This is a genomic window from Stenotrophomonas sp. STEN038 (assembly GCF_056759895.1).
In genome coordinates this window covers 1-25,339 of the sequence record NZ_JBRRDW010000059.1, presented here as the reverse complement: position 1 = coordinate 25,339, position 25,339 = coordinate 1, and the positions used below count along the sequence as shown (strand labels likewise).

General features: G+C 58.0%; 29 protein-coding genes and 3 pseudogenes. 7 read left to right on the top strand and 25 right to left on the bottom strand.

What is annotated here, in order from left to right:
* The first annotated feature begins 156 nt into the window (after nucleotides 1-156).
* Entirely contained in the window at nucleotides 157-423 is a 267-nt protein-coding gene (locus ACVOLS_RS18550; RefSeq protein WP_481515819.1) for a hypothetical protein, read from the top strand.
* Between the two features lie 177 nt (nucleotides 424-600).
* Here ACVOLS_RS18550 and ACVOLS_RS18545 read toward each other — a convergent pair whose 3' ends face one another.
* The 4 genes from ACVOLS_RS18545 to ACVOLS_RS18530 all read right to left on the bottom strand — a co-directional run bounded on the left by ACVOLS_RS18545 (nucleotide 601) and on the right by ACVOLS_RS18530 (nucleotide 4,668).
* Nucleotides 601-882, bottom strand: a complete 282-nt coding sequence (locus tag ACVOLS_RS18545) for a DUF427 domain-containing protein (protein ID WP_481515820.1) — start codon at nucleotides 880-882, stop codon at nucleotides 601-603.
* A 251-nt stretch (nucleotides 883-1,133) separates the two neighbouring features.
* Nucleotides 1,134-2,096 carry an L-histidine N(alpha)-methyltransferase gene (egtD, locus tag ACVOLS_RS18540; RefSeq protein WP_481515821.1) on the bottom strand — a complete coding sequence of 321 codons (963 nt, stop codon included), beginning with the start codon at nucleotides 2,094-2,096 and terminating at the stop codon, nucleotides 1,134-1,136.
* Nucleotides 2,093-3,385, bottom strand: a complete 1,293-nt coding sequence (gene egtB / locus ACVOLS_RS18535) for an ergothioneine biosynthesis protein EgtB (protein WP_481515822.1) — start codon at nucleotides 3,383-3,385, stop codon at nucleotides 2,093-2,095. Before egtB ends, egtD begins: the two co-directional genes overlap by 4 nt.
* An 83-nt stretch (nucleotides 3,386-3,468) precedes the next feature.
* Entirely contained in the window at nucleotides 3,469-4,668 is a 1,200-nt protein-coding gene (locus ACVOLS_RS18530) for an aminotransferase class V-fold PLP-dependent enzyme (protein WP_180872661.1), read from the bottom strand.
* A gap of 475 nt (nucleotides 4,669-5,143) precedes the next feature.
* Here ACVOLS_RS18530 and msrB point away from each other — a divergent pair, with 475 nt between their 5' ends.
* A complete protein-coding gene (gene msrB, locus ACVOLS_RS18525) occupies nucleotides 5,144-5,653 on the top strand; it encodes a peptide-methionine (R)-S-oxide reductase MsrB (RefSeq protein ID WP_481546846.1) in 510 nt (169 codons plus the stop codon).
* Between the two features lie 124 nt (nucleotides 5,654-5,777).
* Nucleotides 5,778-6,509: a peptide-methionine (S)-S-oxide reductase MsrA gene (gene msrA / locus ACVOLS_RS18520; RefSeq protein ID WP_180872663.1), complete on the top strand. Its 732-nt coding sequence runs from the start codon at nucleotides 5,778-5,780 to the stop codon at nucleotides 6,507-6,509.
* A 194-nt stretch (nucleotides 6,510-6,703) separates the two neighbouring features.
* Here msrA and ACVOLS_RS18515 read toward each other — a convergent pair whose 3' ends face one another.
* From ACVOLS_RS18515 to ACVOLS_RS18440, 16 genes and pseudogenes are all read right to left on the bottom strand, one after another.
* Complete coding sequence (locus tag ACVOLS_RS18515; RefSeq protein ID WP_481515823.1) at nucleotides 6,704-7,105, bottom strand: RidA family protein; 402 nt, start codon at nucleotides 7,103-7,105, stop codon at nucleotides 6,704-6,706.
* Nucleotides 7,106-7,237: 132 nt separating this feature from the next.
* Nucleotides 7,238-8,926 carry an arginine--tRNA ligase gene (gene argS / locus ACVOLS_RS18510; protein WP_180872664.1) on the bottom strand — a complete coding sequence of 563 codons (1,689 nt, stop codon included), beginning with the start codon at nucleotides 8,924-8,926 and terminating at the stop codon, nucleotides 7,238-7,240.
* Nucleotides 8,927-9,060: 134 nt separating this feature from the next.
* The gene (locus ACVOLS_RS18505; protein WP_180872665.1) at nucleotides 9,061-9,405 is read right to left on the bottom strand and encodes a putative quinol monooxygenase; all 345 of its coding nucleotides are present in this window, start codon (nucleotides 9,403-9,405) and stop codon (nucleotides 9,061-9,063) included.
* 158 nt (nucleotides 9,406-9,563) lie between these two features.
* On the bottom strand, nucleotides 9,564-10,064 hold the full coding sequence (locus ACVOLS_RS18500) for a peptide-methionine (S)-S-oxide reductase (protein WP_180872666.1): 501 nt from the start codon (nucleotides 10,062-10,064) through the stop codon (nucleotides 9,564-9,566).
* Nucleotides 10,065-10,115: 51 nt separating this feature from the next.
* Nucleotides 10,116-10,610, bottom strand: a complete 495-nt coding sequence (locus tag ACVOLS_RS18495) for a Dps family protein (RefSeq protein WP_219627551.1) — start codon at nucleotides 10,608-10,610, stop codon at nucleotides 10,116-10,118.
* A gap of 180 nt (nucleotides 10,611-10,790) precedes the next feature.
* Nucleotides 10,791-11,069 carry a hypothetical protein gene (locus ACVOLS_RS18490; protein WP_180872667.1) on the bottom strand — a complete coding sequence of 93 codons (279 nt, stop codon included), beginning with the start codon at nucleotides 11,067-11,069 and terminating at the stop codon, nucleotides 10,791-10,793.
* Nucleotides 11,070-11,114: 45 nt separating this feature from the next.
* Entirely contained in the window at nucleotides 11,115-12,080 is a 966-nt protein-coding gene (locus ACVOLS_RS18485) for a YeeE/YedE family protein (protein WP_258011405.1), read from the bottom strand.
* A 436-nt stretch (nucleotides 12,081-12,516) separates the two neighbouring features.
* Nucleotides 12,517-12,798, bottom strand: coding sequence for a DUF427 domain-containing protein (locus ACVOLS_RS18480; protein ID WP_180872669.1), 282 nt, complete (start codon nucleotides 12,796-12,798; stop codon nucleotides 12,517-12,519).
* Between the two features lie 115 nt (nucleotides 12,799-12,913).
* The gene (locus tag ACVOLS_RS18475; protein ID WP_258011406.1) at nucleotides 12,914-13,123 is read right to left on the bottom strand and encodes a peptide-methionine (S)-S-oxide reductase; all 210 of its coding nucleotides are present in this window, start codon (nucleotides 13,121-13,123) and stop codon (nucleotides 12,914-12,916) included.
* A 161-nt stretch (nucleotides 13,124-13,284) separates the two neighbouring features.
* Nucleotides 13,285-13,602 (bottom strand): annotated as a pseudogene (locus ACVOLS_RS18470) (recombinase family protein); the annotation flags it as partial.
* Between the two features lie 51 nt (nucleotides 13,603-13,653).
* A pseudogene (locus ACVOLS_RS18465) lies at nucleotides 13,654-14,172 on the bottom strand (IS3 family transposase); the annotation flags it as partial.
* Between the two features lie 175 nt (nucleotides 14,173-14,347).
* Nucleotides 14,348-15,265, bottom strand: coding sequence for a hypothetical protein (locus ACVOLS_RS18460; protein WP_481546845.1), 918 nt, complete (start codon nucleotides 15,263-15,265; stop codon nucleotides 14,348-14,350).
* A 473-nt stretch (nucleotides 15,266-15,738) separates the two neighbouring features.
* Entirely contained in the window at nucleotides 15,739-16,815 is a 1,077-nt protein-coding gene (locus tag ACVOLS_RS18455) for a DUF4331 family protein (RefSeq protein WP_180872670.1), read from the bottom strand.
* Nucleotides 16,816-16,984: 169 nt separating this feature from the next.
* Nucleotides 16,985-18,250, bottom strand: a complete 1,266-nt coding sequence (locus ACVOLS_RS18450; RefSeq protein ID WP_180872671.1) for a thiolase family protein — start codon at nucleotides 18,248-18,250, stop codon at nucleotides 16,985-16,987.
* Nucleotides 18,251-18,505: 255 nt separating this feature from the next.
* On the bottom strand, nucleotides 18,506-19,210 hold the full coding sequence (locus tag ACVOLS_RS18445; protein ID WP_481515824.1) for a ferredoxin reductase: 705 nt from the start codon (nucleotides 19,208-19,210) through the stop codon (nucleotides 18,506-18,508).
* Between the two features lie 34 nt (nucleotides 19,211-19,244).
* Nucleotides 19,245-19,850 carry a sulfite oxidase-like oxidoreductase gene (locus tag ACVOLS_RS18440; protein WP_180872673.1) on the bottom strand — a complete coding sequence of 202 codons (606 nt, stop codon included), beginning with the start codon at nucleotides 19,848-19,850 and terminating at the stop codon, nucleotides 19,245-19,247.
* 448 nt (nucleotides 19,851-20,298) lie between these two features.
* Here ACVOLS_RS18440 and ACVOLS_RS18435 point away from each other — a divergent pair.
* The 4 genes and pseudogenes from ACVOLS_RS18435 to ACVOLS_RS18420 all read left to right on the top strand — a co-directional run.
* A pseudogene (locus ACVOLS_RS18435) lies at nucleotides 20,299-20,475 on the top strand (heme-binding protein); the annotation flags it as partial.
* A 12-nt stretch (nucleotides 20,476-20,487) separates the two neighbouring features.
* On the top strand, nucleotides 20,488-20,673 hold the full coding sequence (locus tag ACVOLS_RS18430; protein ID WP_180872684.1) for a DUF1330 domain-containing protein: 186 nt from the start codon (nucleotides 20,488-20,490) through the stop codon (nucleotides 20,671-20,673).
* Between the two features lie 200 nt (nucleotides 20,674-20,873).
* A complete protein-coding gene (locus ACVOLS_RS18425; protein WP_180872674.1) occupies nucleotides 20,874-21,344 on the top strand; it encodes a TlpA family protein disulfide reductase in 471 nt (156 codons plus the stop codon).
* 3 nt (nucleotides 21,345-21,347) lie between these two features.
* Nucleotides 21,348-21,848 (top strand): DM13 domain-containing protein, encoded by a 501-nt coding sequence (locus ACVOLS_RS18420; protein ID WP_180872675.1) that lies wholly within the window; start codon nucleotides 21,348-21,350, stop codon nucleotides 21,846-21,848.
* A gap of 348 nt (nucleotides 21,849-22,196) precedes the next feature.
* Here the strand turns inward: ACVOLS_RS18420 and ACVOLS_RS18415 are convergent, their stop codons facing one another.
* The 5 genes from ACVOLS_RS18415 to ACVOLS_RS18395 form a co-directional block, all read right to left on the bottom strand.
* Complete coding sequence (locus tag ACVOLS_RS18415) at nucleotides 22,197-22,646, bottom strand: hypothetical protein (protein ID WP_180872676.1); 450 nt, start codon at nucleotides 22,644-22,646, stop codon at nucleotides 22,197-22,199.
* 88 nt (nucleotides 22,647-22,734) lie between these two features.
* Complete coding sequence (locus ACVOLS_RS18410) at nucleotides 22,735-23,307, bottom strand: hypothetical protein (RefSeq protein WP_180872677.1); 573 nt, start codon at nucleotides 23,305-23,307, stop codon at nucleotides 22,735-22,737.
* Between the two features lie 96 nt (nucleotides 23,308-23,403).
* The gene (locus tag ACVOLS_RS18405) at nucleotides 23,404-24,372 is read right to left on the bottom strand and encodes a magnesium and cobalt transport protein CorA (RefSeq protein WP_180872678.1); all 969 of its coding nucleotides are present in this window, start codon (nucleotides 24,370-24,372) and stop codon (nucleotides 23,404-23,406) included.
* A complete protein-coding gene (locus ACVOLS_RS18400; protein ID WP_180872679.1) occupies nucleotides 24,369-25,073 on the bottom strand; it encodes a glutathione S-transferase N-terminal domain-containing protein in 705 nt (234 codons plus the stop codon). Before ACVOLS_RS18400 ends, ACVOLS_RS18405 begins: the two co-directional genes overlap by 4 nt.
* A gap of 62 nt (nucleotides 25,074-25,135) precedes the next feature.
* Nucleotides 25,136-25,339, bottom strand: a 204-nt coding sequence (locus ACVOLS_RS18395; protein ID WP_481546844.1) for a hypothetical protein, incomplete at its 5' end; no start/stop codon positions are given.

Sequence of the window (25,339 nt, the reverse complement as noted above, 5' to 3'; positions counted from 1 at the left end):
GGGGAAACCCGTCGAAAGCCGCCAGAAATGGCGCAATTTTGATCAAATCGAGGTCGATCGAGCGCTCGACGCTGAAATCCAAGCTTCAGGGCGCTTTGATCAGACCTTCCTAAAGAGTTGAGGTAGGCGACTTGCCTACGATTTGAGTCCGCTGAAATGAACCTTGAAATCAAGAAGAACTTGCGTCGCGCAGCAAAGTTCTATACCGACCGCTGGCGCTACGACCGGCGAATCCGTTGGTTCGCCAAGGTCGACGGCCGCTGGTTGCCGATGACGCCATTCTACAAGAGCGTTGCGGGACTAGAGCACTGCAACACCTATCGCGCGCAAGGAGCGCTCGAGGCTCTGGGTGTACGTGTTCACCGCTTTGGCCCCGCGGCCTCGCGGCGTTTGCAGAGGCGTCTGCGGCTCGCGATGGCATAGAGGGTGTAGCGGCGACGGCAAGCCAAGTCCGGCCAAGGAAGGCCGGCACGCGGCAGGTTCGGCCAAAGCAGGGCGGCGTCATCGTTCGATCATGGTATCGACATACATCTCCTCACTCTTCCTTGCCCCGCACGCGCCCAGATGTGGCGTGGCCTATCCCAATAGCGTTAACAGGCCCTAGGCAACCTGCACACCTTTCCAGAACGCAACATGTCCGCGAATCTGCTTGGCGGCGTCCTTCGGCTCGGGGTAGTACCAGGCCGCATTGGCATTGACCGCATCGCCCACCAACACGTCGTAGTAATGCGCAGTGCCTTTCCATGGGCATACGGTGGTGTGGCTGGATTCGCGGAAGTGTTCGTGCGCCAGTGAGGCGGGTGGGAAGTAGTGGTTGTTCTCGACCACGACGGTGTCGTCGCTGCTTGCCAAGATGGTGTCGTTCCAGATGGCTTGTTTCATGTGCGTTGCCTCTTGGTTGGGTTGAGGCAGGCAGTATGCGCGTCGGCAAAGCCGCATAGGCCCGTTTTCGCGGGTTTTGCCCTCGAAAGAGGCGCGCCTAAACAGCGCTAGGTGCGCCCGCATAGCAGACTCAAAGTGCCAAGACCGCGGACCCAGCGTTTGGCAAGATCAAAACGCCGGGAATATTGGAGCTGGAACGAGAGCCTGGGCGACCGAGCTTTCAGGCCAGCGCCACGGCCCCTGCTACGGATTCATACGGGCTGGAGCAGCTTTATGCCAAACCAGTCTTGTGGATCCTTCCAGCCACGCACCACCTTGAGACCGGCCTTTCCAGCGAGCGCTGCAAACCCTGCATCGGTGTATTTGCGGCTATATTCAACCTGCATCTTTTCCCGTTCGGCAAACTCAAAACGCTGATCTCTGATCGTCACAGTTTGTGCGCGCTTGCTCACTAGGAAGGTGAGGATCGAGCCGCATTCAGTGGAATAGTGCGCTTGGTGCTCGAAGTCTTTAAGGGAAAAATCGCTTGCAATCTCACGATTGAGGCGCGTGAGCAAGTTAAGGGTGAAGGCTGCCGTGACCCCGGCTTTGTCGTTGTAGGCCGCTTCCAGCAGTACGCTGGACTTTTGCATGTCGATGCCAATCAGGGCGCCCCCACGGGCGCCCATGGTCTGGCGCATCGCGCGAAGCAAAGCCACAGACTCGTCTTCAGTAAAATTGCCCAGCGTGGAACCTGGAAAAAAGACCAAGGTCTGCTTTGCCTTCCGCTCAGGTTGCGGTATTTCGAAAGGCTGAGTGAAGTCGGCGCACACAGGCAGCATTTCCACATCGCCGAACTCTCGATCCAGCCGCTCAACGCTGGCCAGCAAGGCGCTCTCAGAGATTTCGATTGGCGTGTAGGCCACCGGGTCTTCCAGCGCATCAAGCAGAAGGCGCGTCTTTCTTCCGCTGCCGCTACCGTATTCCACGACATGCGCGTACGGCCCCACTGCATGGGAGATCTCTGGAGCACTGGCTTGCAACAGCGCAAGCTCAACCCGGGTGAGGTAGTACTCCGGCTGTCGAGTGATTTTTTCGAAGAGTTCGGAGCCGCGGGCGTCGTAAAAATACTTGGAAGGTAAGCGCTTAGGGGATTGCGCAAGGCCTGCGAGCACATCGCCGATAATGTCGTTAGGAGTCGGGTGCAGGTCGGTCGATATCATCTCAGCGTTCATATGTCCTTGGCCAAACGCACGCCGGAAAATTGCCAGCGCGTGGGGGGTGGGAAAAAGTTGCGGTAGGTGGCGCGAATATGATCGCCAGGGGTGGCACAGCTCCCGCCGCGCAGCACCCATTGCCCACTCATGAACTTGCCGTTGTATTCGCCCAGTGAGCCGGGCAAGGTCTTAAATCCTGGGTACGGGGTGTAAGCCGTCGAGGTCCATTCCCAGACGTCACCGAATAGCTGCTCAAATCCCGTGTTCGACGTCGTCTGACTGGCTTGTGGATGCAGCGCATCGCTTTCGAGGAAGTTGCCTTCCGCCGACAACCCTGCAGCGGCTTGCTCCCACTCCGCTTCGGTAGGAAGGCGGGCACCTGCCCAGCGAGCGAAAGCGTCGGCTTCAAAATAATCGAGATGGCAAACCGGCGCGCGGGGGTCCAGCTCGCACCATCCTCCCAAGGTGAATTCCAGTTCTTCCTGGGGATGCCAATAAAGAGGACGACGGTGCCCCTGCGCTTGTAGCCGATCCCAACCCTCGCTCATCCATAGCCCCACCTGCTCATAGCCGCCATCGGCAATGAACGCGAGATACTCGCTATTGTCCACCGGGCGACTGGCCAAGGCATGCGCAGGCACTATCACACGATGACGGGGCGCTTCATTGTCAAAGGCGAACTCCCTTGCTTCTGGCCAAGGCGCCGCCCCCATTTCGGTAATGACCTCATCACAAGCGATCCATCGCAGCGGTGAAGCTTCGGCAGTGGGGTGCGTGGTCAACTCCTGGCGATACGCCGGATGCAGGGGATTGCTCCAGAATGCGTGCTTGATGTCGGTAAGCAAGAGTTCTTGGTGTTGTTGTTCGTGGTGTGTGCCCATTAGCACTACCCGAGCCAAATCCGATGAAATGTCGCCCGCTTCAAATCGTGCAGCGATACGCGCGTCGATCTCGTGGCGATAACCCAGCACCTCTGCCAACGCAGGGCGCGACAACAGTCCGCGGCGCGGTCGCGCATGCATGGGGCCTACGCTGTGGTAATAACTGTTGAATACGAAGTCCCATCGCGCATCGACTGGGAGATAGCCCTCGCGTGCGGCGAGAACAAATCGCTCAAAAAACCACGTGGTGTGCGCAAGGTGCCACTTGGCGGGACTGGCGTCCTCCATGCTTTGCACCATGGCGTCTTCCGGGGAGAGTGACGCAGCAAGTTTGATGCTGCGCGCACGCACAACCTGGTAACGACCAAGAAGCGCTTGAAGGTCAGGCCACGCTGAAGAAGAGAATTTTGACTTAGAAAGAGGCATGGGCAAGAGGCTAGCTGGGACCAGTGGTATCGCCCACTTTGCGCTGAGAGTGTGAAATCAGAAAACAACCGCGGAGAAGAGTTTTAGCCCGGTTGCACGGCCGAGGCAATAAACTGTACCGTTCGCGCCATGTCCGCGACCCCAATATGCAAGTGCGGAGCAATGCGTAGCAGTCCACTGCGGCCAGTGTATACGACGCCGTGAGTCGCCAATGCATTCGTAGCGGCGAAGTATTGGGCCGCGTCGGGCGCGCGAAGGCCTGTGAAGTGCGGTCCATGTCCGTTAGTTTTCCATCCCTCCAAACCGTGGGCATCCAAAGCGCGATCAAGTTCGATGATGAGCTGGTCGAGCCTTCTGGTGATATTGGCTAAGCCCCATTGCCTTAGCTGAGCTAGCGCGGCAGTTGCCATCGCCAAGCGCGTGGGATCGGCTACGCCACCGGCGTCAAAGCGCCGGGCACCTGCGCGGTAAGGAGGCGGCTGGGTAGCCGGGAAGTACCATTGATCCCCTGCTTGGCGCGCTTGCCAGTGCTGGTCCAGGCCTACGCCTTGATCGCGCCACTGCGGCGCTGCCCATAGCCATGCCAGACCATGCGGGCCCAGCAGCCACTTATGGCCCACGGACACAACGAAATCCGGCTGCCACCGACCGAGCTCGGCAGGCAAAACCCCCAAGCTTTGGCTGAGATCCAGCACCAAAAAGGTGCCGCTCTCACGTGCTCTTTGCGCGATCCGATCCATGTTTAACGCCGACCCATCAAGCCAGTGGGTGTGTGGGAGCGACACTATCTTCAGGCGCGTACGCCTGTCCCAAGCTCGCATCACAGCCTCGGTCCAGTCTTCTTCCAGCTCTCGTTTTGCTGCGATGACTTTGGCACCCACCTCCGTGCAGCGCTGCTGCCAGGGCAGCAAGTTCGATGGGAACTGACCTTCGAGCACCAAGACCTCCTGTCCTGGCTGCAAAGGCAAGTTGCGCGCGGCGGTGGAGATGCCAAACGCCGCAGAGGGCACCATGGCCACGCCCTCAACATCACTCTCGAACAACAAATCGGCGGCTAATGCGCGCAAGCCCTCTATCTGCGCCTCCCAATGGGCGAAAGTGAGCTTCCAGGGCTGAGCGCCGGCCTCAAGGCCTGCTTGTCCAGCCATCAACACACTGTGTAAGCGCGGACCTTGAGCAGCTGCGTCGAGATAAAGCGTGCCGGAGGGCAAGACGAAACAATCCGACGCCTGCAAAAGCGAGCTTGCTCCGCCGCATTCATGTATCTGGACCTTAGATGACATCAGACTATTTTAGCCCCGCTACTTCGCTGCTCGCTTGTCACCCTCAGGACAGCTCCAGCTCACTGGGTCCCCATTAAAGGGTTAAGGCTCAACTCCGCTCATAACCCGCCCCGGCTTTGGTGCCCTCGCCTGACCTTCTCTGAAAGCCGCGAGACGAGTTCGACCGCCAAAGCCCTACAAGCACGAGCGCGCCGCCGCAATTAGTCGCCTGGTTGAGTCGCCTGGTTGATCTGCTCGACACTCACTCGCAGCAGCCAAGGATTTGTTCACTGAACACGCTGTGGAATCTCATGAGTTGCGGTCGAACCCACTGCATCCGCGCTGCTGCCGCAGATTAAGTATCCAGCTTGGTGGCTCCCAGCTATTCCTGAACAATCGCTTCATGTCCTAGCGGACCCGAATCTTTTTGCCCCCATATTGATCGCATACGACCGTAGCACGCATCCGCCTGGCCCACCTGGCCGTAGAGGTAAGCATGAATAATCTGTCCCGTAGAGAACTGCTCCGCACCGGGGGCCTGGTGCTCGCCGGCTCCCTGCTTGGCTTGGCCGCATGTACTCCGCAGGCTCCAGCTGCTGCTGCTACTCGTGGGAAGCGTTTTGAGATCATGCGAAGCGACGCAGAGTGGCGGGAGCGCCTCTCCCCAAGCCAATACGCGGTTCTCAGGCGCGATGGAACGGAACGCCCCTACTCCAGTCCATTGAATTCGGAACACCGCAAAGGCGCCTTTGCCTGCGCGGGCTGTGCCTTGCCCGTGTTCTCGTCCACTACCAAGTTCGAGAGTGGCACCGGCTGGCCGAGCTTCTGGGCCCCGCTGCACAATGCGGTCGGCGAGGATACGGACTCCACCTTGGGCATGGTGCGAACCGAGGTGCATTGCCGGCGGTGTGGTGGGCACTTGGGTCATGTCTTCGACGATGGACCTAAGCCCACAGGATTGCGCTATTGCATGAATGGTGTGGCGATGATCTTCGCGCCGGCCTGACAGGCTAGAAAGATCCTCGTTGGACCAGCCCTCCTTCAAGAGTGGTCTGCTGCTTTTCTAGATCCTGGCGTTCGTGCTCACGCCTTCACTTTCGGTTGAATGACCTGCTTTCTGGGAGTATGAAATGAATTCCACGACAGACAAGATCATCGCTGCCGCCGTTGCCCTTGGCATCACGGCCTTGCTGATAGCTGGAGTCTCTATGGCACAGAAACCTTCCGTCGTCGCATCCGCTCGGGCCGCAGCGGTTCCCGCACCGATTGAGACCGCGTCATCAAGCGCAGTAGCCTCAGGTCAATTGGAAACAGTCGTGTTTGCGGGAGGTTGCTTCTGGGGCGTGCAAGGCGTGTTCCAGCATGTAAAAGGCGTACAGCGCGCGGTCTCTGGCTACGCCGGTGGAAACGCCTCCGATGCCAATTACGAATTGGTCAGCAGCGGAACCACGGGCCATGCCGAAGCGGTGCAGGTGGTCTATGACCCCGCGCAAGTAAGTTATGGGAAATTGATGCAGGTGTTTTTCTCAGTGGTGCATGACCCGACCCAGCTGAACTACCAAGGCCCCGATCACGGCACCCAGTATCGCTCTGCTGTTTTCACCACGACCCCTGCGCAGCTCTCCGCCACCAAGTCTTACATCGCACAGTTGCAGAAGGCAAAGACCTTCGCTGCGCCGATCGCCACCGAAGTATCTTCGGCCAAGCCCTTCTATCCGGCCGAAAGCTATCACCAGGACTACCTGACGTTAAATCCCAATGCGGCCTACATCCGCTACTACGATGCGCCAAAGCTGGCGGCTTTGAAAAGCACCTATCCGGCCTTGTATAACCCGTCGCCCGCCTTAGTGGCTGGGCGGTGAGATCTTGCCGGATAAAGCCACATTGCTCCGAACTAATTCCTGCACCAGAAGAATGGTGAGCGCCAATACAAACGTGACGTCATCGCGAAGGTAGGGATTGGCAGCAGCGCGATCCTTGCCGAAGCCTACGCCAATGTTAACTATCAGATCTCCGATGGCGGCTTCGGCGTGGCGTTCGTTCTTCTATTCCATCTTCAGGCAACGATAGCTGTCACCCTGATTTCAATGTGCATGGTGGGCAAACCCAACGCTTCCACACCGAGCTGCGTCCAGATGGGGGCGTGATCTGGCATGTATTGGCGATAGAGCCTGGCCATCGTCTCATTGACAATGGGTGGAAAGCCTCCCACATGATAGGAATTGACATGCACAACATCCTTCCAGCTCGCCCCTGCAGTTGCCAGCGTGCGCTCGACATTCTCAAAGGCCTGGGCGATCTCAATTTCTAATGACGAAGGTATTTCCAGATCGTTGTTCCACCCTCCTTGACCCGATATTTCCACGCGATCCCCCACGCGTAGGGCTTGGGAATAATGCAAGAGCTCGTGCAAGACAGGGCCATAGCCTGGCGTGACAAAAAAGGTTGGTTTCGACATGTGGTTCTCCAGTTGGGGGCTTTCCAGTCTTACTAAGCCCTGGTAGGAACTTACTCGCTGCTAAGACAGGAACGTGACGGCAAAGCAGGCCATAACGAACGCGAACAAAGATTCAAGTGAAAGGCGCTCCATTCACATCTTGTCAGGGGCGCTGACCCCAAGAAGTTTGAGCCCGTTGCGTAGTGCCTGGGCCGCAGCAGCGGCAAGCAGCAGTCGTGCATCGCGCAGTGCCGCGTCCTCGACCAGTACCGGGGTGCCGTGGTACCACCTGTGAAAAGCATGGGCCAACTCGAGCAGGTATTGCGCCATGAGGTGCGGCTCCAACAGCTGGCCAGCGTTTGCCACCACCTCAGGCAAGCGTGCAAGCTCGACCATCAAGAGCAGCGAGTTGTCGTCGCTCAGCAATCCCACGTGCAGGCGCCCATTTGCTTCATCGAAGTTGTAGCCCTTTTCGATGGATTGTCGCTGCAAGCTGGCGACGCGTGCATGCGCGTACTGCACGTAGAGCACCGGGTTGTCGTTGCTCTGCTGGCGCGCAAGGTCGATGTCGAAAGTCAGCTGCGAGTCCGGCTTGCGCGCGACCAGGAACCAGCGCGTTGCATCGCGCCCTGCCTCATCGATGAGATCACGCAGGGTCAGGTAGCTGCCGGCGCGCTTGGATAGCTTCACTTCCTCGCCGCCACGCATCACCGCGACCATCTGATGCAGGACGTATTCCGGATAGCCGGGAGGAGTGCCGACATCCAGCGCCTGCAGCCCGGCGTGCACACGCGCCAGCGAGCCGTGGTGGTCGGCGCCCAGTCCGGTGATCGCGCGCTCGTAACCGCGCTGCCACTTTGACAGGTGGTAAGCCACATCCGGTACGAAATAGGTGAAGGTGCCATCGGACTTGCGTATGACCCGATCCTTGTCGTCGCCGAACCCGGTCGACTTCAGCCACAGCGCGCCGCCGTCCTCGTAGGTGTGCCCAGACGCAGTCAAACGCTCGACGGTCTCTGCCACCTTTCCATCGTTGTAGAGCGAGCTCTCCAGGAAGTATGTATCGAACGCTATGCCGAACGCAGTGAGATCTTCGTTCTGCTCCCGGCGCAAATAGGCTACGGCGAAGCGGCGTATGGAGTCCAGGTCAGCGGCATCGCCCGTTCCGGAAACCGACCCGCCGTCAGACTCGACCGTCTCGCCGTTCACATACGCGCGGGCGACATCGGCGATGTATTCGCCACGATAGCCGGCCTCCGGCCAGCCAGCGTCATCAGGTAGCAGACCGCTCACACGAGCCTGCACCGACAGGGCGAGGTTCTCGATTTGTACGCCTGCATCGTTGTAGTAGTACTCGCGCCGCACGTTCCAACCATTGGCCTGCAACAGGCGAGCGAGGCAGTCACCGATGGCGGCAGCGCGGCCATGACCCACGTGCAGTGGACCAGTCGGGTTGGCCGATACGTACTCCACGCCGACGGTCTTGCCGCCACCGCTGCCATTACCTCCGTATACATCGCCCTGGTCGAGTGCGGCAACGACTGCTCGTTGGTAGGCAGCGGCGGTCATGTGAAAATTGATAAAGCCTGGGCCGGCAATCTCGACCCTGGCGATGTCCACGCCCATCGGGATGGCCTCCACCAATGCCTGGGCTAGCGCACGCGGATCGCGTCGCGCCGGCTTGGCCAGCAGCATCGCAGCGTTGCTGGCAAAGTCGCCGTGCTCGCGCGTTCTCGGCCGCTCGATCACGAAATCCGGGCTAGCAGTATTGGCCGGCAAAGTGCCGGCGTTACGCAGGGCGTCGATGCCTTGGGCGATCAGGGCGTGCAGGGTGGCTTTCACGAATTTCCTGCTGATGTTGCGGATTTGGTGATCGTACCTGACCGCCGCCGGGGCCCGCGCTCGCGTTTTGGGCGCGCCGCGTGCCCGATCCCGATCCCGATAGTCAAGCTCGGGAATAGTCTGGTCGGGGCGAATTACGGCACGGCCTGCAATACGTCGCTGAGGTGTGTGACATCCTCGACTTGGGATAGGGGCCGGACGAGGTTTTCTTCGAAAAGCACCAGTACTCTTTTAGTGTAATCTTGCTGCCAATGATGATCTAACGCCGCCTGGTCTGCCCAACGCTCAAACAGAACAAGGCGATCGACGTCATCCTTCGCGCGATAGACCTGAAACTCAATGTTGCCTACTTCTTTACGCGTTAGCATGGCGGCGGAAACGATCTCATTAAGCACTTGAGCGATAGCGCCAGGTTTGAACTTCAGCCGAAGCATCACGATCACTTCCCGGCCAACTTCGATTACCTCATTCTTTGTCATGTCATTTGTCTCTGCTGGTGGATCGATGGCTCTTCTTTTCAACGACGCCAGCTACTTATGCGGTGACTCGGTGGTGCTAATTGAGATACGAAGTCCAACAGCTTTCAGAATGTATCGAGAAGCGGTTTGGAACTACGAGCGATCACGATCCCGATTGCCTATTCGGCCTGGGCGCTTCTGGGGAGCGCCAATTCCGAAAAATATCTTCGGATGTGCTCCAGCTTGGGATCGATGTAGCGGCGACAGAACGGCCTGCTCGGATCGGTTCGATAGTAGTTCTGATAACGCTCGTCTGACGCCCTGAAACTTCTAAAAGGAAGGACTAGTGTATGGACCGCCTTGCCCGCCTCGTCGGCAAATCGAGCTATCGCCAATTCAGCCTCTTGCCGCTGGCTGTCCTCGAAGATATAGATCGCGCTGCGGTAGTTGCTGCGGGGTGAGCGGGCCCTGGTTGCGGAATGAGTTCTGAGATGCACCTCGGAAAGCGTTGCCAACTGAATCGCCGATAGATCGAAGGTGACTATTACCCCTTCTGCCCACGTATCTGCCGGCTCGTCCGATTGAACAAAGCCTTGTTCGACTTGACTGACGCCGCGCAAGGTTTGGAACACCCCTTCTGTGCACCAATGGCACCCGCCTCCAAAGCCGATCTTGGCCACCTTCTTCTCCCATGCATAGGCGTATTTCCTGACGCGCCGCCCGGCGCAGGCCTAGCGGCTGATCTCGAAGAGGAACCACGCACGCCGCTCCGCCTCGTCCGTCCAGGTATCGATCAGGCCGGACGTCGCATTATCTTTCGCCTCGTCCGCGACGTATTTGGCGCGGCGAAACGACTCAACCATGTGGAGATTGTCGGCGCGGAGTTCGCTCAGCATGTCCTGCGGCGTTACGAACTCGGCATCGTTGTCCGTGATGGTCTGATGACGCGCGATATCGCCGATCGATCGGATGGTCGTATTGCCCGTTTTTCGAGCGCGCTCGGCGATCGCATCAGTAACGGCGAGGATCTCTGCGGCCTGCTCATCGAGTAGCAGGTGATAGTCCCTAAAGTAGGGTCCGGAAACGTGCCAGTGGAAATTTTTTGTCTTCAGGTAGATCGCATAGCTGTTCGCCAGGATGATCTTCAGAGCATCAGAGACGCTCATGGCGGCAGATTCGTCAAGATCGGAAGGTGTCGGAACGGAAGCAGCATTAATTTTTGTCATCACTTAGACCTCCTCGTTATGGCTTACACGGCAGCCAGCACCGATTCCCACCGATGGCGACGTATAGAGAATGGATTTAGCGCCAGATGAAGTCCAATACCCAACGACTATAGTTTCGATAGCTCGAGCGATATGGGCAGCATTAGGACGGGCGCGGCAGGAGGAGAGGCTGGCCCAGACCTATTTCTCTAGGCAAGAGTCAGGCCGGAAATTCAGCACGAATGCGACGACCTTTGCGATAGACATCTCGCACGGCTTGAGCGATATTTTTCCTGATGTTGCGCGATAAAGATTGAAGCTGACAATGTCCGTCGCCGCCAACTCCCTGGCAAACAGGCTGTTACGTCGTCCGTCCTCGGATCGCCGGACGGTCACGCCGAAACGCCGCCCTTCGTAAGCGCCTTCGCTGTATCCCTCCGCAAGCTTCTCGAAAGCTGCGTCAAACTCGGCATGCTCCACGTCATTCCTCCGTTAGTCGGTGATCGGCCGCGTGTTCGGTCACCTCTAGGACGCAACCGGAGCGGCCTTGTTCCGGGTTGTCGCCAGCCCGATTGCAATGACGATAAACATCACCACGTAAGCAACGATGCCGCTGAGAGACAATGCGGGAATAGCTGCCAAGATGAGGCTGTCATTGCCGCCAGGGATAAGCGCTGTGCCGGCACCCATCAACGCCCCTCCAGCGAATGTCTGAGCTAGCTGTCGCGGCGACGCACCACGCGGGCGCCAAGTGCGTTTTCGATGAGCAGACACGACCGCACCGGCAACGGCCGCCAGAACAGTCGTCACTGCCGCACCCCGTGTTCTGTCCAAGCCAAGGGGAAGACTGGCCAATATGAGATCCGCGTAAGCCCAGGCCGGCATCAACGCATAGAGCGCTCCACCAGTAATCCCGAGCACTATCATGCTTATCATTGCCGTTTGAGTGCCGGCTTCTTTCATCGCGTTTCTGAAAATGAACGCGATGAGCAGAACGAGCGCAACCAAGAAAGTGGCAAGGATGACTGCCGTAGTAGTGCTCGGCGTGCTGAGGATGCTGGGAAATGACTGAGGTTTTGGTTGATACAGGCCGAATGTCACAAGAAATCCGGCAGTCAGTCCCAGTGGCAGCGCCAGCAGTCTTGACTCCCCATTGCCTAGGCGTCCCAACGACCCCAATAGGCATGCGTCATTGATAAGCGCCCCCAGACCGAAAGCGACTCCCCCAATGACTAGCGTGATACTAAGATCCGTGGACCCTTCCAATACTGATCCCACTGGCGACCAAGCTAACGGTACAGCGACCAATCCCGCAGCCAGAGAGGCAACAGTCAGTCCGATCACTCGTCGCGCGCGGCGGCGATGAACAATTTCGTGTGCCGCTGCAACGACACAGGTGCCGCTTCGGTTAGTTGAGTAACCCAGCCAGAAGGCCAGGATTACGGCGATTGCTGCGATCACTGAGATTTCCAGCAGACCCGCGGCACGCATACGCCTGACCAACGACGACGACGCGCAGCGCGACGAGATGGAACCTGACAGATTTAGCGAATATCTCGATCAGGTTGAGGAGGCTTGAAAGCATCAACGCACCATACTCGCTGGAGGATACTTCTGGGGGAAATAGGAACCAAGCCGCAAGCAGCCTGGATCATCTGCCGCTTTCTACAAAGACGTGGACGTTGCGGGCAGGTCGGCAGGGAGGGGCTTCGCTGATAGCCGCGTCCGAGCGCCCCATGACAGTTCTCCAGCCCACCTCACGCCTGGTTGGCTGCACAGATGGCGCTCTATCGAGTGGCCCTGGACCGTTACGCCGGGATACGGGGTGCGTCCGGCCTGCGGCTCATGGACGGCATCGCCCCCTCGGCAATGCTGTGCATCTTCTGCTCGATGGCACGGCGCAGAGACTGGTTGATCCGGGCTGCCGCTACGCAACGTGCACTCCCTTCCGGAAAGCGAAGTGACCTCGGATGGCCTCCGCAACCGGATTTGGCTCGGGGTAGGTCCAGGCCGCGTTCGCGTTGAGCGTACCACCAACGCGAATGTTGAAGTATTTCGCGGTGCCTTTGATCGGACAGACAGACGTGCGTGTGCTTGCCTCGAGCAGGCTCTGGTCAACCGCGGAGGGTGCGAAGTAGTGGTTTCCTTCGACGATGACCGTCTCGTCGCTTGCGACAATGGTGGTGTCTTTCCAAATTGCTGAGACCATCCCCTATCTAAATGAACCCAGTCCGGGCGCGGGAAGCGGCAGTTATCGCCGTGTGGGATGCGCTCCAGATAATCCTGGTGCTCGGACTCGGCTTTCCAGAAATCGCTTACCGTCGTCACGTTGGTTTCCACTTTATTGCAAGGGCACACGCCAGACGCTTCCACATCCGCATGGCAATTGAGCCATGGTCGCTACCTTGGTGATCAAGCGTTGTCGGGTCGCGGATCTGGAAGAAGAATTCGAGCAGGCGGGAACTCGTTTCCGCCGGATCGAAGAGCATCTCCATGGCCTCGGCGCGATTGCCATTGGTGGGGGCAGGTTGCATTAGACACCTCTCCGCCAGAGTATCCGCCGCGAGCGGACACGCCCAATACGCACAAGCTATAGTTTCGATGCCCGGGCGGGGTAGTTTTGCTTGCCAAGCGCCTCGGCGCCGGAGAGGGCTCCAGGGATCAACGTTCATGCTTCTCTAGAATTCGCCTGGCATCAAGCTGGGCAAGCAACAATGTGCATGCAAGCAGACCTAGTTAGGCCAGACTGTGTCCGTTCGATTAGAAGATCGCGTTCGAACTGGGCGACGGCATTGAGGACATTCATGGTCATTGTCCCGGCCGAGCTGGCGAGGTCGGCCCCGCCAAGCGCAAGGCAGTAAACGCGCACTCCGATTTCGGCCAGTGCTTTCACCGTCGAGCTGACATCAATGGCGTCGCGGCCGAGCCGATCGAGTTTGGTCACGATCAGAATGTCCCCGGACTCCAACTTGTCCATGAGTCGGGAAAACCCTCGACGCAGCGCGATAGCGGTGCTGCCGGAAACTGAACCGCGCCGGGTTTGCCGGAGGCCATTTCGTTTAAGTTATGCGGCCATGGATGGTTCGTCCAGCATGGCGTAGTACCGCTCTTCGCCTTCGGCTGGCGGTATGTTTCCGATGGGCTCCAGGAGGCGTCGGTGGTTGAACCAATCGACCCATTCCAAAGTGGCGAATTCGACCGCTTCGAAGTTTCTCCATGGCCCGCGCCGACGGATGACCTCGGCCTTGTAGAGACCGTTGATCGTTTCGGCGAGGGCGTTGTCGTAACTGTCGCCGACGCTTCCGACAGAAGGCTCGATGCCAGCTTCTGCCAACCTCTCGGAGTAGCGAATGGACACGTATTGAACGCCCCTGTCCGAGTGATGCACGAGGTCGCCGCCATGAGCGGGACGCCGATCATGAAGTGCCTGCTCAAGGGCATCGCGGACAAAGCTCGCATGTGCCGTCCGGCTCGCCCGCCAGCCAACGATGCGACGAGCGAAGACGTCGATCACGAAGGCCACGTAGACGAAACCCTGCCAGGTGGCGACATAGGTAAAGTCAGAAACCCATAGCCTGTTCGAATAAGGCCAACCACCAGGGCAGCGCTGGCATCACCAGCCTCGTGGAGGCAGATCGCTTCGTCAGATGGCGTCTCGAAATCGATCAGGTGCGGCATCCGCCTCAAGACAACCTCTCCCCCACTCTGCTGTTCACGTCACCCGAAAAGCGATTGCAACCGCCCAACCAGCGCCTTGATCAATCAACCGGCTCCGCCAAACCGCTGTTCTTGAAATCCCAATCCGAAAGCGGCGCGAACCATTCCGGGGCCGCCTCTCCATGGAGCTGGATGACCTGGTCGCCATCAATGGTCTGCGCGGCATAGTACCGGCTGAAAATGCGGCTAGCCCAGCCTATGCCGTCCCAACCTTGATCGGACGGCTCCTCTGGCATGGTGACGAACTCGACACCCGCGAACTCGCCGCCCTCGGTGATCGCGAGAGGCCCCTCGACGGACCACTCACCGTAGAACAGAAGCACCTCCGCGAGCTTGCGATCCCTGAGATCAGTCAGCTCGACCTCGCCGCTATAGAGTTTCGCCGACCCGATGATGAAGTTGGTCAGCCCCTCTGGGCTCAGCGAATGCGGCATGTCGGTCGCCGCCCCGAGCACAACCCGTAGCGGCGCCTTGGTCATGATGATCACCTCGCCGAGCCTTCCCGACTCGTTGGCGAGAACCGCATCTTTCATCGTAATGCGAAGGCCGCCGTTCGGGCTGCGGAAGCGCTCCGGCGAAATGACTGTCCAGATATTCCAGAGCGACCAGAAGATCGCCAACTTCAACGGCGCGCCAACCATGTCGGCATATGTCTGGAGCGAGGCCAGATACGCCGCCGACATCTGCGTTTTCTGCTTGAACGGCTCCGGGCTTCGGACGTTCTTGACCTCGACGAGCCACTGCTCGCCGTCGTCGAGCACAATTCGGAAATCCGGCGCGCGGCAGCTGACTGCGGCATGGACCCGACCCACATCCTCGGTCTTGAGCAATCGAAAGTGACCAAGGCTAAGCACCGTCGCTTCAAATAGCCGCTCGGTTCGCGAGCCATGAATCAGTGTCGGGTCCGCCAACGCCTCCTCCAGCTTCGGCGTTGCATCAGCGACAAAGCGCTCGACCAAAGACGGGTCTTTCGATCGTCGGCCGGCGTCGCCGCGTCTTTCTTACCGTCCTCGTAGGAGTTGGTTTCGGTCACATCGCGACAACAGACGGCAAGGACGCGCGTTCCGCCGAGCTGCGCGATGAAGACCTGCTTAGTGCGCCCAATTTCACCGCGGCTCGCTTTTTCGGCGGAACTTACGACGCTAGCCGATCCGCTCTGCCGATCCGTGCAGCCGTCGCGAACGGTCTCTCGATCGTCGAGACGCCCGAAAATGTTACGGTGGAGTACGTGAACGGCGAGCACATTCACGAGAGCGAATATATCGCGCCACGCGGCCGATATCGAGCCGAGCACAGCTGGACGACGACGCGCGAGCTTCCATGTCGGCGCACGCGGATCATGCCAATTCGCCCTACGAAGGCACGAAGAAGAGCCTGGGTGCGAAGGTTCGTCCAGCTCATATATATGTGGTCCCGGATCGCTCCGTACTCTTCAATTCGCCCCTTTCTTGATTGGGACGACATACGGGAAGGCTGCGCGCTGGCGCGTAAAGCTATTGGCGTTGTCAGTGACCGGCCGGCCAAGGAACCGGCTCAGCTGCACATCCATGGCGTCATCGGTTGGCTTGCGCCCGTTGATACCATTAAAGTTGAAGCTGGCCGGTGTTCCCGGCTTATACGGAATGACATCAGGCAAAAGTTCGGCCGCAAGCTTGTCCGCATAGGCAACCTTGTCCCTCACGGTGCTGTCACGGTCCAGCGTGATCGCGCGCAAGACCAAGCCGGCGACGGCATATTTTTGCTTGTGATCGATATCGGGCCGGTGACCGACATGTTCGGCAACTTCCATCTGGTTGTTTGCCAAAAACAGATGGGTCATCAAAGGATTCGCGATGCGATTTACCTGCTCCCATTTATCGACGTTGTAGAATGCACTGGAGGCGTAAACGAAGATTTCCTTGGGAAGCATCGCATTCGGAACCTCAATCACGATTACGCTGCTGTAAAGATTCTCGAAGAGGTCTCCCCCCTTGGAAAACGCCGCCATTTCCAGCTTGCCCGTCCCAATGCCATCAAGGAACTTGTCTAGGCCTTCCCCATTCCCGACAAAGGGATCAAGAGCCGGCCCCGTCCAGACGCGGACTCCATTGCTGAAGGTTTGGGTGGCCCCAACGGACGCTTGTCCAAATTCCACTCCTTTCACGCCGACAGGCTGATTGGCACCTTCTTTCGACAAACCAAAGAAAAGCTTTTCGCCTTTCAGGTGAACGGTGATTGTCATCCCTTTTTCTGAACTGGCGCGATCTTCGGCGATATGAAGACTGTAGACGCCATTCTCGCCGAACTGCGCCTGTCCGTCCTTTTTTGTCTGGGGATTGATGTCCATCACAAAGGTCGTAAAACCTTTGCGCTCGGAATCGAAGACGTACAGATCCGTCAAATCGAACTGCGGATGCTCCTTGGCTAAGCGGCTTTCGAAATGATGACTTGCCTGTGCCGCTGTAGATAGAAACAATGTAGAAAACACCGCTATAGCCAGCGCGCTCAACTTGCTTTTCATGTTTTTCATTCGGAATATCCTCTCGTACTTATCAATAGAAAATGGTTCGCGGCCGCATAGCCTGGACCGCACCCACCCAGTTCGCAGGCCCTAGAGCTCGCTGGCTGCACGACGACGGGAAGGGGCGGCTCCTTGCCGGCCTCGTGGTAGCGGATGTCCTTCAACTGAAGCTCTCCAGTTACGCGCGTTCGAGAAGTGCGACTGTGCCTTGACCGCCGTCGGCGCAAATGCTGACGATCGCCCGCGACCCAACTGGCATGGCCCAAAGTTCCTTCACGGCCTGGCTGAGGTCACGCGCGCCAGTAGCACCGAACGGATGGCCAATGGCCACCGAGCCCCCATTGGGATTGACGCGGTCCCAATCAAAGTCGCCCATATCCGCTTGAACCCCGGCTGTTCCGCGGACCCACTCCTGATCGGTAATGGCCGCGACGTTCGCCAAGACCTGTGCTGCGAAGGCTTCGTGGATTTCCCAGAGTGCGATGTCGGAGTACCTGAGTTTATTTCGCGCGAGCAGGCGCGGGATGCCATAGGAAGGCGCCATCAGCAGACCCTCGGTATGGAAATCGACGGCCGACACCTCGTAGTCGATGAGACGCGCGTATGGGGTAGCCCCCGGAAGTCGAGCCAGACCGGCCTTGGTGGCGACCCAACACCCGGCAGCACCATCCGTAATTGGTGAGCTGTTGCCGGCAGTCAAGCTCCCCTTCCCACTGTCGCGATCAAACACGGGCTTGAGTGCAGCAAGCCGTTCGAGCGACGTGTCGGCCCGCGGGTTCGCATCACGCGCCAGCTCGGGCAGTGAGATCACGAGATCATCAAAGAAGCCACGCTCCCAGCCAGCTACTGCCCGCTGGTGGCTTTTGAGCGCCCAATCATCCTGCGCCTCGCGCGAAACCTGCCAGGCCTTGGCGGTCTCCTCCATATGGTCCCCCATCGTCCTGCCGGTGATCCGGTTAGCCCAGCCCTTTGTGGGGAGCAAATAGTCTCGTGGGGTAAGAGCCTGGAGAGCCGCAAGTGCGGCCGCTGGGTCTCGCGAAAAGAGGTCGGTGAGCCGCTTTGATGCATCGGCGGTCAGCGCAATTGGAGGACGGCTCATAACTTCGGACCCGCCGACCATCGCCAGGTTGGTTCCCCCACCCAACATCCCGCCCGCAGCGAAGGTCGCCGCCATACTGGTAGAGCACGCCAAGACCACAGAGTACGCCGGCACCGTCGGACTGAGTTTGGCGTCAAGCCAGGTCTCGCGGGCGATGTTGCTCCAGCCTACGTTCGGAATGACGGTTCCCCAGACGAAGAGGTCGGGTTCTGCGTGGGCCGCCATCGCCTTCACAACAGGCACGGACAGAGAGACCGCATCGTAGGCAGACAATGGTCCTCCACCGCGGCCGAAAGGCGTGCGAAGTCCTGCGGCGATGAAGACGTGTTCGGCAAAGCGTTTCATGTTGTTCTCCATAAAGTCCAAAGTCGCGCGGGGAGTAGGCATCGATCGAAATCCACTTATGACGCACGAGAAGCTGACGCGTGTGTTGAGCGTCGACGAGGCGTTCCATCAGTTCCAAGTTGTCAGCACTCTATAGTCCGTTCTTTGCCCGATTTCCAGGACGGAACCGACGGGTGACGATTGTCCCCGGGCGAGATCCTTTCCAGGCGATTCCCGTACTCCTTATATCGATGGAACGTAGAGCCGCACGCGCTACTAACCACCGTAGCGCTCGGTCTTGATAATAGAGGGGTCTAGGCCGGCCAGCAGCGCGCCGTCAGTCGCAACGTTAACGAAACTGTTCGAACCGCAGACGAATACTTGCGTGGGCTTTCGGGGAAACCGGGCTACGATTTCTTGAACCATCGCGCCGTCGATCCGCCGCGAATAGTCCGATGTGCGGATCGGCTTCTCGCGCGTAATCGCTAGCGCCAGGGCGAACGCCGGATCGCTGAGTGCGATGGAATGCAGCTCTTCTGAAAAGAGAACGTCTTCAGCGGTTCGTGCGGACAGAAGCAGCGCTGTAGGCACGGTCTGGGCCAGTGCGCGGCGCTGCCGAATCATTGCCATCAACGGCACGAGGCCGGAACCTGCCCCGATCAACAGAACTGGATCCGTAGCATGTTCAGGCCACAGAAAATGGCCGCCGAGCGGACCCCGCAGTTCGATTTCGTCGCCGACGGCCGCGGCGTCATGAAAGAACTGCGAAACTTCGCCGTCCGGCAGGCGCTCTATAGCGAGCTCGATGGTCGCGGACGAATTTGCCGAAGACGCAATCGAGTAACTGCGCATCGCTCTGTAGCCATCAGGCGCAGTCAGTCGGACATCAACGTGCTGGCCTGCGATGTGCCCGAACGGCTTGGCCAGCCGAAAGAAGAAACTCTTGATATTCGGGGTCTGCTGGACGATCTCGTCGATCACACACGACTGCCACGACACAATTTGTGCGCCGCTTTCAGTCATGGGTGTATCGCTGCTCGCGCCATGGGTCGCCGTAAATATGATACCCGTGTCCCTCCCAAAAACCGGGTTCGTCTCGGGTTGTAAATTGCAGCGCCTTCACCCATTTGGCGGACTTCCAGAAGTAGAGGTGCGGAACAAGAAGACGCGCGGGCCCCCCATGATCACGGGTAAGCGGCTTGCCCGCATAGCTAAGCGCGACCATCGCTTTCCCTGAGAGTAAATCCACCAAGGGAACGTTTGTTGAATAATCATCGTAGCAGTGCGCCAGGACGAAGTCGGTGGGCCGATCAAGCCCTGCATCCGCCAGAATGTCTTCGATCAGTACGCCCTCCCAGACAGTATCTAGCTTGGACCAGGAGGTGACGCAGTGAATGTCTTTGGTCACCTTAGTCTTCGGTAGAGCATTAAACTCAGTCCAATTCCAAACCTTGAAAGGTTTCGGACCAACCTTGACTGTAAATTTCCAATCGGAGGGCTCCACACGCGGCGTGGGCCCGGCCGAAAGCACTGGGAAATCCTCCACGAGATGCTGGCCTGGTGGAATCCTATCTTTCTGATCTCCGCCCGAGCCGCGACCGCTAAATCCTCTGGTGACCATGGCGAACTCCCTTGCTTGTCAGATTGACCGGAATCGGATGCGCTTCAGAATTTATATGCAGCATCTTTTCACATACGACCGCCGAAAGAACCGATTTAGTGAAGAAAAAAAGCGGGTGTTCAGTCCGGACCAGCAACGGCCTTGCTCGTTACGGGCTGTCATTTGTATGTGACTATAACGTCAGGTCAGTATGACTTCCCAATACCCTCCCGCTATGGCTTTGATAGCTTTGCACCGGCGCTGCAGGCGCATACCCCTCAGCGGAATCAGCGAATGATGTCGCTTGCTCAACCCGGGGGTGGAATCGCGGCCATGATCGCCCGCGAGTATTCAAGGACAGCACCTGAGCGCGGATCGCCCGTCAATTCTGAACGCGACCAAGGTATGGACATTATGCTGTCACGCTATTGGACACGCCAGGCGCGCCTCTTCATAGTCCGTCACGCGAATGCTGGAGCACCGATTCAACTTGAAGATCTGTCGATCCGATCGATCTAAGTATTGGATACATCTCTCGTCCCGAATGGTAGATGTCGGTGGCGGCTATCCTCTCCTAGAAGACGGGAAGTTAATCGGCGGAATCGGCATTTCCGGAGGCGCCTATCAACAGGATCAAGATGCGTGCGCGGAGGCACTCATGAAAATCGCTTTCCAGCTACCGGCCAACTACGCTCTGCCCATCGCAGGCGATGGCCCGCCATTCAATGGCCACGACGTAACCTTTCTCGCCGCTTCTGGTGAGATGGAACTTTTGAAGGGGCCACCCGTCGACGGAGCGGTAATATTGCGGTTTCCTTCGGTGCAGGTCGCGCGTGATTGGTAATGACAGCCGTGCCTACCAAACCATCGCTTTGCCGGTTCCAGCTACCGCGCTTTATTGTCGAGGGCGGTGGTGACTTGCTGATATCAGCAGCAGCGTTAATCAAGGCGCTCGGATACAGGTCGCAAATCAGGCCGGACCTTCGCGCTCCATCTTGAGGCGAGATGATTTACCTGGCTTCTCTACAGGAATTGGAGGATTAGATGAGCGTCGACGAAAGACAGGCCCCCGAGTTACGGGTGCAGAAATGGATTGGAAAGGACGGAGAAATCATAGCGCCACTCAAACTAACAGATGTCGGCGGGGGCATGAAGATTTTGTTCGCCTTCCAGCACTGGTGCCGTGGCTGCCATGTGCATGGGTTTCCGACGCTACTAACCTTGCATCGTGCATTGAGCAATAAAAGCGTGGGTTTCGCAGTGATTCAGACCGTCTTCGAAGGAGCACATGAGAACACGTTCGATAAGTTGCGACTAAACCAGCTTGAGTATGAGCTTCCTGTCGCTTTTGGTCATGACGTTCCGCTAGCCGGCACAACGCTCCCCACGTTCATGGAAGACTACGGCACACGAGGAACACCTTGGTTCACTGTTATCGACGCTGGCGGCCGAATCGTTCTATCGGATTTCCATCTCGATGCAGAGCGGCTCCTGAAGGAACTGGCGCGGGCATAACAAATGCGTTGGATTATCCTGACTGCCACCCACCTCACGACGCTTGCCGTAGGTTTTGCGGTCGGGGTCTATACGCTGCCGATCCTAACTGCGCCTCGATCACCGGGTACAGCTGCACTTCAGAATGTCGCTGCAGAAACACTCTACGCAGGACGCCTGGTGCGCGATCTAAAAGGCAGCGATCTGCTTCATTGGGGCGAAGGGGAACTTCAGGTATCGCGCAGTCGCATCGCGCACATTGGGCGTCTCGCCCCTGGCCCAGACTACAAGCTCTACCTTGCCCCACGTTTCGTCGTCTCGGAGGAAGCCTTTCTCCAAATCAAGGAAAAATCGCTCCGTGTGGGCGACATTAAGACGTTCAACGGCTTCATTGTGGAGGTGCCTGCCGGAATCGATGTTCGCGACTACAACGCCGTGGTCATCTGGTGCGAGGCATTCGGCCAGTTCATCAGCGCGGCAGAATATCAAACCTCGCGAAAGTATCCGAAACAAGCTAGCCCGTAAAAGCCGTCAGATTTCCGCACCGTCGCAAACCACGATCTTCCGGCCGGCAGCTGCAATGCAACACACCGCCCCTTTGTGCTCAACTGGATCGGGACACACGCCGAACCCCATATATTTGGAATTGCGATGACTGTCGTCGGAGCAGACGGCTATCCAGCGCGCGACCGCGTTGATCACCGTTCTGGCAATGCTGACTATCGCACGCAGGCAGCCGAGGCACCCAATCGAGCCCAAGGCTACCCCTGTTAAAGCAACGCTGATTATCGCGGTATCTTTCGATATGCTGATACGAGCGTATGAAGAGACGCAGAGCGCTCGCTACCACGCGGCAAATGAGGTTAAAGCGCCCTATGAGACTTCTTCTACAGTGACGTTCTTGCCGTTGAACGTCACGGTATCCCCCGCTCGGGCACCTTCGATCGCTTTGAAGATCGGCGCCATCGTGGAAATGCCCATGAGCTCACGCCCTCGACAGCTGAACTTGCTCGTTGACACTGCAATCACAAAGTAGCGCCCGGACAGCTTGACGACAGCGCCTTCGCTGACTGCCGACTTAGGGCCGAAATCGATCATCTCGAGCTTTTCGAGCTTATCGTCATAGTCATGGAGCGTGTCATCAAGCGCTTCAGCCAAGTCGCTCGCGATTTCGGCCTGAGCGTGCTCGTCGTTCTCGATCGGTTCGCTTCGATCAAGCCGAGCAGTGGAGACATAAGCAAGATAAGTGCCGCGAGCGCTATGCAAGGCTGAAGTCTCCAGCGAAAGCATGGTTTCGCGAATGTGGTCTTTATTCCAATCCATAGTCACCTCGTTTTGTTTCGATAATTAAAATGGACGGCAACTCAGTCCATGACCACCTCGGGAGCGGACCTCAGGCCCGCCGACACCGCTATTCATCGCTGCTGACGTCATCTCCCTGGTATGGGGCCCTGATCAGTCGGGAATCCCGGAGGATGCTCGTGACCAGCCAAACATAAGACTGCTCGGCGGTATCGAAGCCAAGGATGCTGAAAACTCCTCCGAAAGGACATGGCGGGAAATCCGGAAATCCCTCCCGAAGAACATAACGCTCGGGATCGCGGTCAAAGTCGTTCTTGAAGACTTTACGCAGTCCGTGCTTGCTCTGCACACCCTGATCATCCACTTGCGCTATTTCTCGATGCACTTCAAGCCGATCGGGAATGTCATGGTGGCAAATGTCGTCGAACACGTCGAATGCGTCGATCAACAGACCCTTATGCCCGGTCGCTGTATCGGTAATCGCGTAGATGTTGGAGGCGTCTTCAGCATCATCTCCGCTTTCCAGGCGCAATGCCGCGTCGACGCGCACGGCGCACGGGTCAAGGGTCGATCCCAGTTCGAGATCGACAAAACTGTTGTCCTTAACGCGATATTCACGGTCGTAGCCCTTTGCGACAAATGATTGCACTGCTACTAGAACGTCGGTCAACTCTGATGTCATGACGCTGCACCTTTGCCGGATTGAATTGGACACGCTCTGGCATAGGGCGCGCTTGGGACCCGTCGTATGACGGCTAAATAATGTTCGGCGCCGTATTCACAGCCACTTAGACTTCTTGAACCGCACGAACAGAAAAATGCAAGATATCGCCATCAGCCCGAGCACGACGAACACTCCATAGGCTGTATTCAGTCCTGGCAAGTTCTTAAAGTTCATGCCGTATATCCCAGCAATGGCCGCCGGCACTGCCAGTATTGCCGCCCAACCCGCGAGTTGGCGGGTGACCACACCTATCCTTTGCGCCTCGAGGAGACTGTTGAACTCAAAGACCGATGACAGGACTTGGAGGAGGCCATTGACCATGGACTGCACGCGATCAACGTGGTCGGCGACATCGTTGAAGTACGGTCTCACTTCGGGGCCGATGCAGGGAAAATGCCCACGAACGAGCTTTCTGACCAATTCAGCCATGGCTCCGAGCGTGCGCTGGAATCGCGTAAGTTCGCCTCTCAGTCCGAAGATGCGGGCGACATCATCTCGTCCGAGAAAGCTCCCTAACGAGCGCCGCTCCATCGCCAGAACGTCATCCTCGATCATTTCAAAGATGGGCAAATATTGATCCACGATCCGGTGCAAGATCGCGTGCAGCACGTAATCGACACCCTTTCCCAGGAACGCCGGTGAAGCCTCGAGTTGCTCCCGAAGGTTGCCTAGCGCTCCGGCGTTGCCGTGCCGTACGGTGATGAGATGGTTGTGGCCGGTGAAAATGGCCATCTTGCCGTAGCGGATTCGGTCGTCTACTAGTTCTGCGGTCTGGGCGACGATGTATAGCTCGTCGTTGTAGACCTCGAGCTTGGGAGGGCATAGCGGGTGCATTGCATTATCGATTGCCAGTGGATGAAGCTGATACGTCGCTTGGATCGAGTCAAGTTCCTCCGCGCTGGGATCGTGAAGGGCGATCCAGCAGAAGTCTGAGCGACTGTTACCCAGCTGGACACGCTCGTCGATCGCGACGTCCCGAATTCGCTTACCTTCGTTGTAATAGCAAGCAGCGATGATGCTCATACCGGCCTCGCAGGAATCTGTAGGCCACGCTGCACCGCAGGTCGGGCCAACCCGCGTCCGAGCCATGTTTGAATGTTCGAATAATTGCTGAGGCCAAGGATGTCGCCAGCGGCGTACGATTCACTGAGTGCGTTTACCCAACCGAGGGTGGCTATATCTGCGATCGAGTAATTGTCGACGATCCATTCGCGGCCTTCCAGTCGGCGGTCAAGGATCTCCAGGATACGCTTGGATTCATCGATATAACGCTGTCGAGGCCGCTTGTCCTCATAGTCCTTACCGCCCCATCTCAGGAAAAAGCCGAGCTGACCGAACATCGGCCCGACGGCCGACATCTGGAAGAACACCCAGCTGAGAGTTTCGTAACGTTGGGCGGGTGCACTCGAAATGAGCTGGCCGGTCTTGTCCGCCAGATAGATAAGGATCGCACCAGATTCCCACATGCCTATCGGCTGGTCGCCGGGCCCATGGGGATCAATGATTGCCGGGATACGGCCGTTCGGATTCAACGATAGGAAAGCGGGGTCTTTGGACTCATTCTTCGAAATGTCGATGAAGTGCGGCTCATACGCCAGGCCGATCTCCTCCAGCATGATGGCGACTTTGACACCATTTGGCGTTGGTGCCGCGAAGAGCTGCAGGCGGTCAGGGTGAAATGCCGGCCAGCGCCGAGTGATCGGAAAGGAGGACAGGTCATGCATGCTTCTACAATCTCTAGTGCGGGGATGGCTGCGGGCTGGTGAACAGTGCCGCTCTGGACCAATCAGTCCGAGTCGGTGACCGCATCACTGAGCGATGCGGTCCCGTGCATTGTGAGCCGGAGCAGCGTAGTACCTGCACGCGGCTTACCTACTAAGGATGCTCTGAACAAATCCTTCGGCGACAATAGCGCAAGGTTCGACGGATGACGACGATGCAGCTGAGCTTCGGGGACGCGGAACACACGGGCAAGCGCAAGAAGACGCGG